Source organism: Microbacterium gorillae (genome assembly GCF_050990725.1).
Lineage (GTDB): Bacteria > Actinomycetota > Actinomycetes > Actinomycetales > Microbacteriaceae > Microbacterium > Microbacterium gorillae_A.
The window spans coordinates 1,913,836-1,929,905 of the sequence record NZ_CP158844.1 but is presented as its reverse complement, the minus strand read 5'-3'; the positions used below and the strand labels follow the sequence as shown (position 1 = coordinate 1,929,905).

The 16,070-nt window shown below is 68.4% G+C and carries 18 protein-coding genes; 3 read left to right on the top strand and 15 right to left on the bottom strand.

All coding sequences use genetic code 11. The features are described from left to right. Positions 1–3 precede the first annotated feature (3 nt). The gene (gene rsmD / locus ABTV68_RS08590; RefSeq protein WP_433677221.1) at positions 4–585 is read left to right on the top strand and encodes a 16S rRNA (guanine(966)-N(2))-methyltransferase RsmD; all 582 of its coding nucleotides are present in this window, start codon (positions 4–6) and stop codon (positions 583–585) included. A gap of 120 nt (positions 586–705) precedes the next feature. Here the strand turns inward: rsmD and thiL are convergent, their stop codons facing one another. Further along, positions 706–1,734 (bottom strand): thiamine-phosphate kinase, encoded by a 1,029-nt coding sequence (gene thiL, locus ABTV68_RS08585; protein ID WP_433677220.1) that lies wholly within the window; start codon positions 1,732–1,734, stop codon positions 706–708. Between the two features lie 70 nt (positions 1,735–1,804). Between thiL and ABTV68_RS08580 the strand changes: the two genes are divergently transcribed. Further along, on the top strand, positions 1,805–2,305 hold the full coding sequence (locus ABTV68_RS08580) for a DUF3515 family protein (RefSeq protein WP_433677219.1): 501 nt from the start codon (positions 1,805–1,807) through the stop codon (positions 2,303–2,305). A 65-nt stretch (positions 2,306–2,370) separates the two neighbouring features. Here ABTV68_RS08580 and ABTV68_RS08575 read toward each other — a convergent pair whose 3' ends face one another. The 10 genes from ABTV68_RS08575 to leuC all read right to left on the bottom strand — a co-directional run bounded on the left by ABTV68_RS08575 (position 2,371) and on the right by leuC (position 11,232). After that, positions 2,371–3,249 carry a sensor histidine kinase gene (locus tag ABTV68_RS08575; RefSeq protein ID WP_433677218.1) on the bottom strand — a complete coding sequence of 293 codons (879 nt, stop codon included), beginning with the start codon at positions 3,247–3,249 and terminating at the stop codon, positions 2,371–2,373. Then, on the bottom strand, positions 3,246–3,956 hold the full coding sequence (locus tag ABTV68_RS08570) for a response regulator transcription factor (protein ID WP_433677217.1): 711 nt from the start codon (positions 3,954–3,956) through the stop codon (positions 3,246–3,248). Before ABTV68_RS08570 ends, ABTV68_RS08575 begins: the two co-directional genes overlap by 4 nt. Positions 3,957–3,983: 27 nt before the next feature. After that, positions 3,984–4,550: a hypothetical protein gene (locus tag ABTV68_RS08565; protein WP_433677216.1), complete on the bottom strand. Its 567-nt coding sequence runs from the start codon at positions 4,548–4,550 to the stop codon at positions 3,984–3,986. Between the two features lie 23 nt (positions 4,551–4,573). Continuing rightward, positions 4,574–4,852 (bottom strand): DUF4190 domain-containing protein, encoded by a 279-nt coding sequence (locus ABTV68_RS08560; RefSeq protein WP_433677215.1) that lies wholly within the window; start codon positions 4,850–4,852, stop codon positions 4,574–4,576. Between the two features lie 79 nt (positions 4,853–4,931). Beyond that, positions 4,932–6,017 (bottom strand): D-alanine--D-alanine ligase family protein, encoded by a 1,086-nt coding sequence (locus ABTV68_RS08555; protein ID WP_433677214.1) that lies wholly within the window; start codon positions 6,015–6,017, stop codon positions 4,932–4,934. After that, positions 5,923–7,053: an NAD(P)H-dependent glycerol-3-phosphate dehydrogenase gene (locus tag ABTV68_RS08550; RefSeq protein WP_433677213.1), complete on the bottom strand. Its 1,131-nt coding sequence runs from the start codon at positions 7,051–7,053 to the stop codon at positions 5,923–5,925. Before ABTV68_RS08550 ends, ABTV68_RS08555 begins: the two co-directional genes overlap by 95 nt. Then, entirely contained in the window at positions 7,043–7,792 is a 750-nt protein-coding gene (locus ABTV68_RS08545) for a lysophospholipid acyltransferase family protein (RefSeq protein WP_433677212.1), read from the bottom strand. Before ABTV68_RS08545 ends, ABTV68_RS08550 begins: the two co-directional genes overlap by 11 nt. Before the next feature lie 4 nt (positions 7,793–7,796). Next, positions 7,797–9,167, bottom strand: a complete 1,371-nt coding sequence (gene murA, locus ABTV68_RS08540; RefSeq protein WP_433677211.1) for a UDP-N-acetylglucosamine 1-carboxyvinyltransferase — start codon at positions 9,165–9,167, stop codon at positions 7,797–7,799. Positions 9,168–9,176: 9 nt separating this feature from the next. Next, a complete protein-coding gene (gene leuD, locus ABTV68_RS08535) occupies positions 9,177–9,788 on the bottom strand; it encodes a 3-isopropylmalate dehydratase small subunit (protein ID WP_433677210.1) in 612 nt (203 codons plus the stop codon). 1 nt (position 9,789) lies between these two features. Further along, positions 9,790–11,232, bottom strand: a complete 1,443-nt coding sequence (gene leuC, locus ABTV68_RS08530; protein ID WP_433677209.1) for a 3-isopropylmalate dehydratase large subunit — start codon at positions 11,230–11,232, stop codon at positions 9,790–9,792. 302 nt (positions 11,233–11,534) lie between these two features. On the opposite strand from leuC, the gene ABTV68_RS08525 reads away from it, so the two are divergent. After that, entirely contained in the window at positions 11,535–12,812 is a 1,278-nt protein-coding gene (locus ABTV68_RS08525; RefSeq protein WP_433677208.1) for an O-acetylhomoserine aminocarboxypropyltransferase/cysteine synthase family protein, read from the top strand. A gap of 60 nt (positions 12,813–12,872) precedes the next feature. Here ABTV68_RS08525 and ABTV68_RS08520 read toward each other — a convergent pair whose 3' ends face one another. From ABTV68_RS08520 to ABTV68_RS08505, 4 genes are read right to left on the bottom strand one after another with little or no spacing between them, the layout of a single operon-like run. Next, positions 12,873–13,793, bottom strand: a complete 921-nt coding sequence (locus ABTV68_RS08520; protein WP_433677207.1) for an ABC transporter substrate-binding protein — start codon at positions 13,791–13,793, stop codon at positions 12,873–12,875. A gap of 55 nt (positions 13,794–13,848) precedes the next feature. Further along, positions 13,849–14,559: an ABC transporter permease gene (locus tag ABTV68_RS08515; RefSeq protein WP_433677578.1), complete on the bottom strand. Its 711-nt coding sequence runs from the start codon at positions 14,557–14,559 to the stop codon at positions 13,849–13,851. Further along, positions 14,556–15,230, bottom strand: a complete 675-nt coding sequence (locus ABTV68_RS08510; protein WP_433677206.1) for an ABC transporter permease — start codon at positions 15,228–15,230, stop codon at positions 14,556–14,558. The genes ABTV68_RS08515 and ABTV68_RS08510 overlap by 4 nt, the downstream gene beginning before the upstream one ends. Then, positions 15,227–16,060 carry an ABC transporter ATP-binding protein gene (locus ABTV68_RS08505; protein WP_433677205.1) on the bottom strand — a complete coding sequence of 278 codons (834 nt, stop codon included), beginning with the start codon at positions 16,058–16,060 and terminating at the stop codon, positions 15,227–15,229. Before ABTV68_RS08505 ends, ABTV68_RS08510 begins: the two co-directional genes overlap by 4 nt. Positions 16,061–16,070: the final 10 nt, after the last annotated feature.

The window sequence follows — 16,070 nt, the reverse complement described above, 5'->3', positions numbered from 1 at the left end:
AGCGTGACACGGATCATCGCGGGTGCGGCCCGAGGCCTCGGACTGGCGGTTCCCGATGCGGGAACCCGACCCACGAGCGACCGCGTGCGCGAGTCGCTGTTCGGCAGCCTCGAGACGCACGACCTCATCGATGGTGCGCGCGTGCTGGACCTGTATGCCGGCTCGGGCGCGCTCGGACTCGAGTCCGCGAGCCGCGGCGCAAGCGCGGTGGACCTCGTCGAGAAGGCCCGCGCCGCGGCGGCCGTGGCGACCCGCAACGCAACGGCGGTCGCGAAGGCGACCGGTGTCAGCGCCCGCGTCCACCAGACCGGCGTGCTGCCGTTCCTGCGTTCGAGCACCCTGACCTGGGACCTGGTCTTCATCGACCCTCCCTACGACGTGACCGACGGCGAGATCGGCGACGTGCTCACGGCATTGGCACCACGGCTCTCGCCCGATGCGGTGGTCATCGTCGAGCGGGCAAAGCGCTCCCCGGCGCCGGATTGGGCTGCGGCCGGGATGTCCGCCATGCGCGACAAGACCTACGGCGACACCACCGTCTGGTGGGGCGAACCCGCGACCGACGAATCACACCCTCAGGACTGAGTTCGGCGTCCGACCAGCTCGCAACGCCGACGATCCCGCCCGGGTGTCCGGATCTCGGTACGGGCCGGTCCCCGTGCACGGTGGGCGCCGACACGCTCCTCGATGACCCAGAGGCCCCGACTAGCCCTGCGCGGTGTCCCAGTCCTGGTACGGGTCCCAGCCGCCGCGTGCGTCGTAGGCGGTTCCGTCCACGGTCACCTCTCCGGCGGGCGCCCCGTACACCCGACCGACGCGACGGAACCCCTCCGGCAACGCGACATCGGCCGGGAACGCCGCAAGAAGGGTGTGGTCCTCTCCCCCGGCCAGTGCCGACGCGGGATCGTCCCCCAGCAGCGCCGCCTCGAAGTCGAAGCGCACACCGGAGGCTCGCGCCATTCGTCGCGCGTCCATCACGAGACCGTCCGAAACATCCATGAGCGCGTGGGCGCCGGCGGCGGCCGCCTGCTCGCCGAGCCTCACGGGCGGCTCCGGCCGGAGCTGGCGACTCACATCGAACCGCTCGGCGGCGGTGAGTCGAGCGTCGTCGATCGGGACGGGAGTGCCGTCTTCATCTCGGAACCGCTCGAACAGCACGCGCAGACCGCGAGCGGCGGGTCCCTGCTCACCCGCGAGGGCGATCACATCCCCCTCTCGCGCGCCACTGCGCAGCACGGCGCGCGCGCCGCGCAGGTCCCCGAGCGCCGTGACGGCGATCGTCAGCGTCGGCGAAACCGTGACGTCCCCGCCGACCACCTGGATGTCGTCGCCGAATCGACCGCACGCCTGAACGAGGCCGTCATAGAACTCGCCGACCCACCCGAGCGGCAGCGTCGCGGGAAGCGTGAGCGCGATCAGCAGTGCCGTGGGACGCGCACCCATCGCGGCGATATCGGCGAGATTGACCGCCGCCGCCTTCCACCCGAGTGAGACTGCGTCCGACCATGCCAGGCGGAAGTCCGGTCCGTGCACGAGGGTGTCCGTCGTGACCACCGCGTCGCCGCTGAAGCGCAGCACGGCAGCGTCGTCTCCGATCCCGAGGCGCGTCGCGCTGTCGACCCGCGCGTCAGGCACTCGACCCGTGATCCAGGCCAGCAGCTCCGCCTCCGACACCGCCGAGATCGGGGTGGTGGCATCGGGGGCATCGGGGGCGCGAGTGGGGGCCTCAGACATCCCTCCACGCTACCCGAGCGCCCAGCCGGCCACGCGGCAGACGCGGAGGCGGCCGGGTTAGCCTGGAGGGGTGAGCTTCCTCCGTCGATTCCGCGCCCTCGTCGGCGCATCCCTCGCCACCGCGGCGCTCGTTCTCTCGCTGACGGGATGTTCGCAGACCATCGCGATGGAGGCCGCCCCGAACGCCGACGACCCGCAGTGCGCGGCGATGATGGCCCAGCTCAACAAGACAGGCTCGTACGACACGATCGCCGGTCTGCCCCGAGTGTGGACCGATGCGCAGTCCACCGCGGCTTGGGGATCGAAGGCGGAGATCCTGATGGCGTGCGGTGTGGAGGTTCCGATGGCCTCGACCACGCCGTGCCAGACCATCGCTGGCATCGACTGGCTCGTGGACTCCACCGATAAGGACCGCTATCGCGTGACGACGTTCGGTCGCGAGCCCGCGGTGCAGCTGTACATCTCGTCCCGCACCGACGGCCTCTCTCCCACCGAGGTGCTGGATCGATTCGCGAAGCCGATGCTCGGCTCCCGCGTGCTCGCCACCTGCACCGAACGCCCGAGCAGCTGACCGGCGCCGACTCCCCCGTCCCGGGACGTCCTACCCGCTTCGCTCAGGATCACCAGCCTGTCCGGTCAGCGTACGGGCACGGTGAGCACCACTCGCGTGCCCTGACCCGCCTGCGATCGCAGCGAGGCGTCGCCGCCATGTCGCCGCGCGATCACCCGCACCACGGGGAGCCCGAGGCCGGTACCTTCGACGGCGCGCGCATTGGAGCCGCGGGCGAGATCGTCCCAGACTCCGTCGACTTCCTCGGCCGGGATGCCCCATCCGGTATCGGCGACCTCCACGGTCACGATCCCGTCATGTTCGGTGCCGCGCACTTCGATGGTCGCACCGGGATCCGAGTACTTCGCGGCGTTGCCGACGAGGTTGTAGATCGCCACCGCCAGCAGGTCCGGATCCCCGGAGACTGCGGGAACCGGCCACGGCACGCGGCCGAACTCGACGCGATAGCTGCGCTCGGGATACCGGACCGCCACGGCCTCGACAGCATCATGCGCCAGCACCTCGAGGTCGACGGCCTCGCGTTCCAGAGCACGAGTCTCCAGCTCGGCGAGTTTCGCCAGGTCGGAGACCAGCGAGCTGAGACGCTCCGACTGCACACGTGCGATCGTGAGAGCAGCCGCATCTCCGGTGGCGAGTCCCGTCCGAATAGCGGTGACCGGATTCTTCACCTCATGATCGAGCCGACGAAGAAACCGTGCGCGCTCCGCTCGCGAGGCGGCGTCTGCTTCTGCGCCGGCCCGTGCCGCGAGGGCGACCCGACTTCGACGAATCAGCACGACCGCGATCCACAGCAACGACACCAGCACCGCCACCGTCAGGGTCAGGGTCGCGAAGGGCAGCGACAGCACCAGCGTCGCGTTCGTGCGGGTTGCGACGAGAACCAGCGCGACGATCAGCCCGACGCCCACGGGGAGCAACGCCCACCAGAGCCGAGCGCGGGTCATGATCCGCTCACCGCGGCGACGAACCGATATCCGGACGCCTGGACCGTCTCCACGTACCGAGGCTCCTGCGGGTCGTCGCCGAGAACGCGACGGATCTCGGCGATGCGGTGGTCGATGGCGCGGGTGGTCACCGCGAACTCGTACCCCCAGAGCGTGGCGAGCAGTCGATCCCGCGTGTGTAGTTCGTCAGGATGGCTCATCAGGTACTCCAACAGCGTCGTCGCACGAGGTGTGAGGTCAACGTCCCGCCCGCGCAGTCGGACTCGCCGAGCCGTGCGATCGAATTCCAGTTCTCCGGCCCGCAGCACCTGGGCCGAGGCGAGGGAGCGCTGTCCGGGTCGCGCTCGCCGCAACACCGCCCGAATGCGACTCACGAGCTCCGGCGGATCGAACGGCTTGCCCAGATAGTCGTCGGCTCCCTCGTCCAGCGCGGCGGATCGTTCGAATGCCTGGTCCACGCGGGTCAGAAGGATGAAGGGCGTCCAATCCTGTCGACCACGCAACTCACGCAGCAACGAGCGCCCGTCGCGGCGAGGCATGATCACATCACTGACGATGATGTCTACCGGTTCGGCGACAACGGCGGTCAGAGCCTCTTCGCCATCCGCAGCCGTGCGGACGCGGAATCCGCTGCGCTCCAGATACGGAGCCAGCGTGGCGCGGATCGGCTCTTCATCGTCCACGAGCAGCACCGTCGACTCAGTCATCGTTCGCCTCCCCTGCAGCCTGCGCACTCATTCGGCGAACTCGCTGAGGCGGAGATCCGACGCAAAACCGGCGTCCTCGATGGACGGAGCGCCACTCTCCCAGCGCACCGTGGTGGAGCTGCCGTTGCTCGTCACACGAATCGCATCAGCGGATGCCACCAGGGCGTCCGTGGAAAAGGCGTCGACCACTAGCGTCTTCACATTCTGCGCGAGCACCATCACCGAGCTGCCCGTCACCACGATGGTGTCGCAGTCGTCGGTCACTTCGACGCGCACGGAGAACTCCGTGATCTCCAGGTTGCCGCCACCACAGGTGAGCTGCTGATCCACGGTCTTCGCCAGAGCCGCGCGGTGTTCTTGCGCCGTCACCGAACCGGTGCCCGAGGCCGTGTTCTGTGCACCGGTGCTCGGCTGTGGCGCGTCGGTCGTCGCACTTCCGCTGTCGGTCCCGGCGGCGGGGATTGACGGCGACGATGCGCTGTTCGCGGTGCCGGCGTTCGGGTCCGGTGCGATTGTGGCGCTGCAGCCGCCGGTCAGCAGCATGGTCACAAGCACCGTCGCGCTCAGCAGTGCTCTCCCCCGAAACGCGCTCATGTTCTTCACCGTATCGGACCCGCTCACGAGGCCGTCACCGCGACGAGGATGCCGACGGCCGCCACAACCAGCAGGATCACGATCGCGACGAGCTCGAGATATCCGAGCACAAGTCCGATCACGGCGAACGCTGCTCCCCCTTCGCCGCGTCGACGGATCTGACCGAGCGCGATGTGCCCGAGGATGACCGGGATCAGGGAGAAACCGAGGAGGGAAAGAACGAAGGCGACGACGGCCACCGCGTTCGTCGACGCCGTTGCGACAGCGGGAGCGGGACGGATCGGGGACATCTGCGGGTTCATGTCCTCAGACTAGGAACGGCCCCGCCACACGTGGTGGCGGGGCCGTCGCAGACCTGTCGCAGATCTGCGACACCTCATCTCACGCGCGAGCGAGCGCGTTGTCGACGAGGTACGTGAGCAGGTCCGTGTAGCTGAGGCCGGTCGCGATCCAGCACTGCGGGAACATCGAGATCGGCGTGAAACCGGGCATGGTGTTCAGCTCGTTCACGATCGGGCCATCGGCGGTCACGAAGAAATCGACGCGGGCAAGTCCCTGTCCATCGACGGCGTCGAACGCTCGCACGGCCAGTTCGCGCAGCTGCGCGATGGTCTCCTCGTCGAGTTCCGCCGGGCAGACCAGGTCGACGCCGTCGCCGCCGAGGTACTTGCCCTCGAAGTCGTAGAAATCGCGGGTGAGGACGATCTCACCGGGCAGAGACGCGCGGGACGGCTCGCCGGGCATGCCCTTCAGCACGGCGACCTCGATCTCGCGCCCGGCCATGCCCTGCTCGATGAGCACCTTGTCGTCTTCGTCGAACGCCACGCTCAACGCAGCGTCGAGCTCGTCGGCGGTGTGCACCTTCGAAACGCCCACGCTGGAGCCGGCGCGTGCCGGCTTCACGAACCACGGCAGCGGATACCGTGCGGCGGCCGCGCGAATGTCCTCGGGCGATGAAGCCCAGCCCGCGGCGGTCACGGTGAATCCGGGAGACACCGGGATGCCCGCAGCGCTCAGCACCACCTTCATGAAGTGCTTGTCCATGCAGACGGCGGAATCCAGCACGCCACAGCCCGCGTACGGGAGGCCGAGGATGTCGAGGAAGCCCTGCATGGTGCCGTCTTCGCCGTGGGGTCCGTGCAGGATCGGCAGGACCACATCGATCGGCATCGGCTCAGAAATGGAGCCATCCGCCTGACGTACTCGAAGTTCCCGCTCGCCACCGGCTTCCGGCCACAGCACCCGTGTGCCGTTGTCGCGCACCTCGGGCATCGCCTCGGCCAGCATCGCGAACTTCTCCGGGCGGTCCTCCTCCAAGACGAACGCCCCGTCCCGCGTGATCCCGACCGGGATCACCTCGAACCGGTCGCGATCAATCGCGTGCAGCACCCCGCCCGCCGTGGCGGAACTGATCGAATGCTCGCTGGAGCGCCCGCCGAAGAGCACCACCACCCGCTGCTTGCCCATTGTCCGTCCTCTCCCCCTGCGGGGTGTCGTCGTCGGTGGTCAGGTGTGGGGCGATGTCCCGGGGGTGCATCGTGCCATCCAGCACCATCTTGACCTGTTGCACGATCGGCATCTCCACGCCGACCTCGGCCGCCAGCTGCAGCACCGGGCCGACGGACGCGAGCCCTTCGGCGGTCTGCTGCATCTGCGTGACGACATCCTGAAAGCCGTACCCCTGCCCGAGCAGGCGTCCGGCCGTGTTGTTCCGGCTCAGCGGAGACTGGCAGGTGGCGATGAGATCGCCCAGTCCGGCCAGCCCCTGCAGCGTTCCGGCCTGCGCACCGTATGCCACGGCGAAATCGGTCATCTCCACGAGGCCGCGAGTGATAATCGACGCCTTGGTGTTCTCGCCGTAGCCGACACCATCGACGATGCCGATGGCCACCGCGATCAGGTTCTTCAACACCCCGCCGAACTCCGTGCCGATGACATCCGTGTTCGTGAAGGTGCGGAAGTAGCGGTTGGAGGCGAGGCGGGCGATCGCCTCCGCCGTCTCCCGCGAGGACGACGCGACCACGGCCGCGGTCGGCTGCTCGCGGGCGATCTCCAGCGCCAGGTTCGGACCGCTCGCCACCGCGATCCTGTCCGGATCGCACTGGAGTTCCTGAGCGATGACCTGACTCATCCGCATCCCGGACTGCTTCTCGACGCCCTTCATGAGGCTGACGATCGGAACGTCCAGGTTGCCGATCAGGGGTCGGAGCGCCTTGAGGTTCTGCCGAGCCGACTGGCTGGGCACCGACAGGAACACCGCGTGCGCGCCATCGACGACCGTCGACAGCTCGGAGCTGGCGGTCATGTTCCGCGGCAGGTTGATGCCGGGCAGATACTTGCTGTTGCGCTTGGCGCGAGAGATCTCCTCGGCCTGCTCGGGCCGGCGCGCCCACATCACGACGTCGGAACCCGCATCCGCGAGAACCTTGCCGAAGGTCGTGCCCCAGCTGCCCGCACCGACCACTGCCACGCGAGATGCGCGCACGGAGGGCTTAGGCGTCATAGCGGCCGGTCTCCTTCTGATCGTGCTGTGCGGGATTCCAACGCTCGGCCGGGGGCTGCTCGCCGCGGACCTCACCGAGCATCTCAGCCAGACGATTCATGACGAGGGTCGTCGCCTCGGTCAGCGCGGACTGCGAGTGCTCGCGCCCGGCATATGCGCTGAGGTCAATCGGGTCGCCGAACGCCAGGGTAACGGGCTTGCGCCACGGGAACAGTCGCAGCTTTCCGTAGCGCGGCAGGATCTCCTGCGCCCCCCACTGCACCGCGGGGATCAGCGGAAGCCCCGCCTCCAGAGCCAGCCGCACCGCTCCGGTCTTGCCGCGCATCGGCCACAGGTCCGGATCGCGTGTCAGCGTGCCCTCGGGGTACACGATCACGCCACGGCCGTGTTCGACGATGTCATTCGACGCCTTGAGCGTCTCCTTCGCCGAGGCCGAGGTCGAGCGGCGTGCGACGGGAACCATGCCCGTCGCCCGCAGCGCGGAGCCCAGCACAGGGACCCGGAACAGGGACTCCTTCGCCATGAACCGCGGCGCACGACCGAGACGCCAGACGCCCACCGCGACGATCAGCGGATCGATCTCGGAGTAGTGGTTGGCCACCATCACGTACGCGCCCTCGCGGGGCAGCTTCTCGGGGTGCACGAACCGGATCTTCGCGAGAAGACTCATGAACGGGACGACGACCGCCCCCAGTGGCCAGAACCAGCTGGGACGCGACTTCTCCGAAGTGGCGCGCACGCGATCAGCCGATGACGTCGAAGTCCGCGCCGAGGCCGGACAGCTTCGGCAGGAGCTTCTCGTATCCGCGGCGGATGATGCCGATGTTGCGAACCGTGGACTCGCCCGTCGCGGTCAGCGCCGCGATCACGTGGCTGTATCCACCGCGCAGGTCGGGAACCACGATGTCGGCGCCCGTGAGGTGCGTCGAGCCGTTGATGACCGCCGCCTGCTCCAGCTGACGACGCGGGACGCGGCGTGGGCCGTCCTGCAGACCGTGCGGGTGCACGATGATGTCGGCGCCCATCTTGACGAGGGCGTCGGTGAAGCCGAAGCGGTTCTCATACACGGTCTCGTGCACGATCGACTGGCCTTCGGCCTGGGTGAGCGCCACGATCAGCGGCTGCTGCCAGTCGGTCATGAAGCCGGGGTGGACGTCGGTCTCGACGGTCACGCCGCGCATCGCGCCGGTGCCGCGGCGGAAGGTGATCCCATCCTCGTGCACCTCGAAGTCGCCGTTCATGCGGCGGACCACGTTGAGGAACGTCAGCATCTCCTGCTGGCGGGCACCTTCGACGTAGATCTCGCCGTCGGTGGCCAGCGCTGCGGCTGCCCAGCTCGCGGCCTCGTTGCGGTCGAAGATCGCGCGGTGGTCGTAACCCTTGAGCTCCTTCACACCCTCGATGAGGATGACCCGGTTCGGCTCGTAGGAGATGATCGCGCCCATCTTCTGCAACACGGCGATCAGGTCCATGATCTCCGGCTCGATGGCGGCGTTCTTGAGCTCGGTCTGTCCGTCGGCGCGCACAGCGGTGAGCAGCACCTGCTCGGTGGCACCGACACTGGGGTACGGCAGGTGGATGTTGGCACCGTGCAGGCCGTGCGGTGCGGAGAGGCGGATGCCGCTCGGCAGCTTCTCCACCACGGCACCGAACTTGCGCAGCGCGTCCAGGTGGAAGTCGATCGGACGGTCACCGATGCGGCAGCCGCCGAGGTCGGGGATGAAGGCCTCACCGAGACGGTGCAGCAGCGGACCGCAGAACAGGATCGGGATGCGCGAGGAACCGGCGTAGGCGTCGATCTCCTCCATGTGCGCCGACTCCACGTCACGCGGGTCCATGAGCAGCGAGCCGGGCTCGTCGCCCTCCACCACGCGAACGCCATGCACCTCGAGCAGCGAGCGGACGACCGCCACGTCGCTGATGTCTGGCACGTCGCGCAGGGTGCTCGCGGAGTTGCCCAGCAGCGCCGCCACCATCGCCTTGGTGACGAGGTTCTTGGCGCCCTTCACGGACACGCGACCCGACAGCGGACGACCGCCACGGATGGACAGGATCTCCCCCGCCCCTGGTGCGATTCCGCCGGTTCCGGTGATGTCGTTCAGGGTGATGCTCATGCGGTGGCCTTACTCTGCAGGGGACGTCTGCACCGGTAGGGTGCGCGGCTTCCAGGATTCGCGACGCGCCTCGTAGGCGGCGATCTTGTCTTCGTTCCGGAGGGTCAGACCGATGTCATCCAGCCCCTCCAAGAGCCGCCAACCAGTGTAGTCGTCGATCTCAAACGGAACCGTGAGCTCGCCCAGTGTCGCCGTCCGCGCCGGAAGGTCCACCGTGATGGACACGCCCGGCTCGGCGTCGATCGCGGCCCAAAGGCGCTCCAGATCGTCCTCCGAGATGATCCCGGTGAGCAGACCCTGCTTGCCGGAGTTGCCGCGGAAGATGTCCGCGAAGCGCGGCGAGAGGACCACACGGAAGCCGAAGTCGCGCAGCGCCCAGACGGCGTGCTCTCGGCTGGATCCGGTGCCGAAGTCGGGGCCCGCGACGAGTACCGACGCGCCCTGGAACGCGGGTTGGTTGAGGACGAACTCCGGGTCCTGTCGCCAGCCGGCGAACAGCGCATCCTCGAAGCCCGTCTTGGTGACGCGCTTCAGGTAGACCGCCGGGATGATCTGGTCGGTGTCGACGTTCGAGCGCTTCAGGGGCGCGGCGATACCGGTGTGGGTCGTGAACTTCTCCATGTCAGGCCACCTCTCCTGCGGTCTGCAGATCGCTCGGGCTGGACAGCGTGCCGCGGATCGCGGTGGCCGCGGCGACGAGCGGCGACACCAGGTGCGTGCGTCCGCCCTTGCCCTGACGGCCCTCGAAGTTGCGGTTGGACGTCGACGCGCAGCGCTCGCCCGGTGCCAGCTGGTCGGGGTTCATGCCCAGACACATCGAGCAGCCCGCGAAGCGCCACTCGGCGCCGAAGTCGGTGACGATCTTGTCGATGCCCTCCGCCTCGGCCTCCAGGCGCACGCGAGCGGAGCCGGGAACGACCATCACGCGGACTCCGTCCGCCTTCTTCTGCCCCTGGATGATCGACGCGAACGCACGCAGGTCCTCGATGCGGCTGTTGGTGCACGAGCCCATGAACACGGCGTCCACGTGGACGTCCTTGAGCTTGGTTCCCGGGGCGAGGTCCATGTACTCCAGCGCGCGCTCGGCAGCTGCGCGCTCGTTCGGGTCGGCGTAATCGTCAGGCGACGGGACCACATCGGAGAGCGAGACGCCCTGACCGGGGTTGGTGCCCCAGGTGACGAAGGGCTCCAGCGTGTCCGCGTCGATGAAGACCTCGGCGTCGAACGCGGCACCTTCATCGGTGGGCAGGGTGCGCCAGTACGCGACGGCGTCGTCCCAGTCCTGGCCCTTCGGCGCGTGGGGACGGCCCTCCAGGTACGCGAACGTCGTCTCGTCCGGTGCCACCATGCCGGCACGGGCGCCGGCCTCGATGGACATGTTGCAGATCGTCATGCGTCCCTCCATGGAGAGGGAGCGAATCGCGGAGCCGCGGTATTCCAGGACGTAGCCCTGACCTCCGCCGGTGCCGATCTTCGCGATCACGGCGAGGATGATGTCCTTCGCGGTGACGCCCGGCTTCAGCGTGCCGTCGACGTTGATCGCCATGGTCTTGAAGGGCTTGAGCGGCAGCGTCTGGGTTGCCATCACGTGCTCGACCTCGCTCGTGCCGATGCCGAACGCCATCGCACCGAACGCCCCGTGTGTGGACGTGTGCGAGTCGCCACAGACCACCGTGATGCCCGGCATCGTCAGCCCCAGCTGCGGACCGACGACGTGCACGATGCCCTGCTCGGCGTCGCCCAGCGAGTGGATGCGGACACCGAACTCGGCGGCGTTGCGGCGCAGCGTCTCGATCTGCGTGCGGCTGGTGAGGTCGGCGATCGGCTTGTCGATCTCCAACGTGGGAGTGTTGTGGTCCTCGGTGGCGATGGTGAGGTCCAGGCGACGCAGCGGTCGTCCTTCAGCACGCAGACCGTCGAAGGCCTGCGGGCTCGTCACCTCGTGCACCAGGTGCAGGTCGATGTAGATGAGGTCCGGCTCGCCATCGGAACCCTCGACGACGAGGTGGTTGTCCCAGACCTTCTCGGCCAGGGTCCGTGGACGGGCGGTGTCAGTGGTGGTCATTGCAGTCTCTCCAGAATCGGCGGATGGCCCAACGAAACGGCTCCGCGACGAGCAGGCCTAGAACGAGGGCTCGTCGCGGCGGAGAAGGAGAAGCAGTCCCGCGCGCATCTTTTGAGGCTACCACCGCTGGGAACGGCGTCGGACCGCCCACCGCTGCCCCGCCGTAACGCGCCGCGGCTGGCGCATGTGACGCCAAGCCGTCATTTCGTGTCACGCGCTGTCACACGATGATCGGCTTGTCCGCGGCACCTGGAATCCTGGGCGTGCGTGCGATGAGCCACGCTCGATGAGAAGGAGCGCCAGTGAGCGATCAGCACGGGTTCTCGACCCGCCAGGTACACGCCGGATCCGACGTCGCCACGGCCACGCCGCGCGCCGTGCCGATTCACCTCACCGCCGGGTTCCCCTTCGATTCCTTCACGCACGCCGAGGAGCACTTCTCCACCGGTGCCGGCTTCGGCTACACCCGCATCGGCAACCCCACCATCGACGCCGTGGAGCGCAAGCTCGCCGCCCTCGACGGAGGCACGCAGGCGCTGCTGGTCTCCTCGGGTCAGGCCGCCATGTCCACGGCGGTGCTCGCCGTGGCGGGTGCGGGCGACCACGTGGTCTGTTCGGACCACATCTACGAGGGATCCCGCGGGCTGTTCCTCGACTTTCTGGCCCGCCTCGGTATCTCGACCACCTTCGTCTCCGACATCCGCGACCCGCAGGCCTGGCGTGACGCCGTGCAGCCCAACACCGTGGCGTTGATCGGCGAGACCATCTCCAACGCCGCGAACCTGCTGCTGGACGTGCCGCTCGTGTCATCGGTGGCCCGCGAGTTCGGCGTCGCACTGATCGTGGACAGCACCTTCTCCACCCCGTACCTGTCCCGACCGCTGGAGGAGGGTGCGGACCTGGTCATTCACTCCGCGAGCAAGTTCCTCTCCGGGCAGGGCTCGATCCTCGGCGGCGTGGTGATCGACGGCGGACACTTCGACGCCGCTCGCGACGGCGCGCGCTCGCCCCATCTGATCGCTGCCGGCCGTCACGGCGAACCCAGCATCGCGGAGCGCGCGGGCGGAAGCGCCCGCATCACCTATGCCCGCGAGGTCGTGTCGTCGCGACTCGGCCCCACCATCTCGCCCCTGAACGCGTTCCTCATCGGCCAGGGCGCCGAGACGCTGTCGGTCCGTGTCCGCGCGCACAGTGCGGCTGCGGCGGAGGTGGCGGCCTGGCTGGACGCGCACCCCGCCGTCGAACGCGTCGACTACGTCGGCCTCCCCTCCCACCCGGATTACGAACTGGGCCGGCGCATCCTGCCGCGTGGTGCCGGCTCCGTCTTCACCATTACCCTTCGCGGTGGTCGTCCGGCTGCGGAGCACGTGGTCAACTCCGTCGGCGTGATCACGCACATGACCCACCTCGGCGACGTCCGCTCCCTCGTCCTGCACCCGGCGACCACCAGCCACGTGCACAGCACGGCCGAGGAGCGCGCGGCGGTCGGCGTGTTCGACGGCACCCTGCGGCTGTCGATCGGTCTCGAAGAGGTCGCCGACATCATCGCCGACCTCGACCAGGCACTCGCCGGGCTCTGACCCCTCTCTGGCACGAAGAACCGCCCCGGTGCGATGCACCGGGGCGGTTCTTTCCCGACGTCAGCCCGCGAGGCCCTCGTCGGCGAGCCAGGCCTTCGCGATGTCCGGAGCGGACTTCTGATCGACCGTGCTCTCCTTGTTCAGCTCACGCAGCGCATCCGCGGTCAGCTTCGCACTCACCGCGTTGATGGTGTCCGCGACCTTGTCGGCCACGTCCTTGTTCACCACGGGAACCACGTGGGAGGCGAGGAACATGCTCTTCGTGTCCTGCAGCACGACGAGGTCGTCGGTGGAGATGCGCGGGTCGGCGGTGTAGACGTTGCCCACCTGGATGCCGCCCGCGATGAGCTCGTCCACCGTGGTGTCGGCCGTCGGAGAGAACGTGACGTCAACGCCGTAGATCGACTTCAGACCGCTGGGGCCGTACGGACGATCCTGCAGCTCCGGCGGGCCGCCGAGGGTGAGGTTCGGCACCTTCGCCAGATCTTCGATCGTGGTGAGGCCGTTCTCGGACGCGAACTTCGCGGTCACCGTGTACGAGTCCTGGTCCGTTGCCGGGGCCTGGTCCAGCACCGTGAGAGATGCCGGCATCGCTTCCTTGAGCGCGGCGTACACGTCGTCGTCGCCGGTCGCGGTGGTGTCCTTGTCCAGCCACTGGAGCAGGTTTCCGGTGTACTCGGGGAAGAGCGTCACCTCGCCGCTCTCCAGGGCGGGCATGTAGGCATCACGCTGGCCGATGTTGAACTTGCGCTCCACCGTGTTGCCCGCGTCTTCCAGCGCCTGGGCGTAGATCTCGGCGATGATCTCGTTCGAGTAGTACGCCTGTGAGCCCACCACGATCGTTCCCGAGGGAGCGGCCGAGCCGGTGGCGTCGGTACCGGTGGACGAGGAACCGCCGAGCGGGTCGGAAGAGGCGCAGCCCGCGAGGGCGAGAGCAGCCGCGGTGAGAGCGGCGAGGGCGAATCGTCGTGTGAGGTTCATGATCGCTCCGATCTGTTGGACGATTTCTCGAAACTGCTTCTGGTCGGGTCTTGCGTCAGGCCGTGGCCACGGCTGCGGCCCGTGCCTGGGTCAGGCGGATGCGAACACCCGCGGGAGTGACGACGCGCTGCAGTACGGCAAGCACCGCGTCGATGGCGAGGGCGAGCACGACCACCACGATGGACGCGCCCAGGATCTGGTCGAACCGGCGGGTCTGGATCCCTTGCAGGATGAAGAAGCCGATGCCACCGAGGCCCACGTAGGCCGCGATGGCGACCGTGGCGACGACCTGCAGCGCGGCGGCACGCAGACCGCCGATCAACAGGGGAAGACTGAGGGGCACTTCAACTCGGAACAGCACCTGCCACGGGTTCATTCCCATGGCGCGCGCGGCATCAAGGGTGCGCCGATCGATCGCGTCGATGCCGGAGTAGGCGCCGGCGAGGATCGACGGGATGGCGAGCACGACGAAGGCGACGATCGCCGCCGGACCCTTGAGCGCGACGCCCATCACCATCACAAGCAGGATCACGAGGCCGAGGGAGGGAATAGCGCGTGCCATGCCGGAGATCACGACGGCGACGTTGCGGCCGCGGCCGGTGTGACCGATCCACCAGCCCAGGGGGATAGCGATCACAGACGCGATCACGACGCTCACGAGCGTGTACCAGAGGTGCAGGCCGATGTTGGCCGGGAGCGACAGAGCGCCGCCCTGCAGCCGATCCGGCGAGAAGATCCAGGCGAAGGCCTCCAGGAAGAGATTCATGCGGTCGCCACCACCCGTCGCGTCCGCGCCGCCCGGGGCGCGGGCCTGTTCCACGGCAGCAGCAGACGTCCGAGACCCACCAGGATGAGGTCGAACACCCAGGCCATGAGTCCCACCGCCACCACGCCGGCCAGGACCTCGGCCACGATGCGACGCTGCGATCCGTTGGTGAACAGGTAGCCGAGATTCTCCACGCCGATCAGGATGCCGACCGTGGCGAGCGCCACCGTCGACACGGTCGCCACGCGAAGGCCCGCAAGCAGCACGGGACCGGCGAGCGGAAGCTCCACGGTGAAGAACCGGCGCACGCGGCTGTAGCCGATGGCCGTGGCCGCCTGTCGCGCGTCGTCGTCCACCGAGTCGAACGCGTCAGCGACGGAGCGGGTCATCAGGGCGACGGCGTAGATCGTGAGCGCGACCACGAGGTTCGTCGGCGACAGGTACTCGATTCCGAACAGGCTCGAGAGCACAGCGAACAGGCCGAAGGAGGGAATCGCGTACAGCACACCGACCAGGCTCAGGACGACACCGCGCACCCGCGTGTAGCGGTGCGCCACCCAGCCGACCGGAAGCGCGAGGACGAAGCCGAGGAGAATCGGCAGGGCGCACTGTGCCACGTGCTCAAGGGTCAGCGACCAGATGAGCCCGAGGTTGTCGATCACCCAGGTCATGGTGTGCTCCCGCCCGGCTCATCGATCAGGCGCGCGTGCGCACGGCCGGCCTCATCCACCAGGACGGTGCCGTCGGGGGTGTGCTTGGCGCGCAGGCTCCGGCGTCCGCCGTCGAGGCCGACGAACTGGCGCACGAAATCATCAGCCGGCGCTTCGATGATCTCGCTCGGCGAGCCGAGCTGGGCCACGTCGGCCCCCTGGCGGAGGATCACGACCTGGTCGCCGAGGAGGAAGGCCTCATCGATGTCGTGGGTGACGAAGACGACGGTCTTGTCGAGCTCCTGCTGCAGCCGCATGGTCTCTCGCTGCAGATCCGCTCGAACGATGGGGTCGACGGCCGCGAACGGCTCGTCCATGAGCAGGATGTTGGGGTCCGACGCCAGCGCGCGCGCCACGCCCACGCGCTGCTGCTGCCCGCCCGACAACTGTGCGGGATAGCGCGAGCCGAGGTCGGGGTCGAGACCCACCAACTCGAGCAGCTCCCCCGCGCGCAGCCGAGCCTGGGAGCGGGAGACGCCGTTGAGGACGGGCACCGTGGCGACGTTGTCTCGCACCGTGAGGTGCGGCATCAGCCCGCCGTTCTGCATGACGTATCCGATACTGCGACGCAGGCGCACCGGGTTGGTCTGACGGACATCCTCGCCGTCGATCAGGATGGTGCCCGATTCGGGATCGACCATGCGGTTGATCATGCGCAGCAGGGTGGTCTTGCCGCAGCCGGACGAGCCCACGAACACGGTGGTGCGGCGTGCCGGAATCACGAGCGAGAAGTCGACGACCGCAACGGTGCCGTCGGGATACTCCTTGTGGACTGCGCGGTATTCGATCACCGGTCAAGCC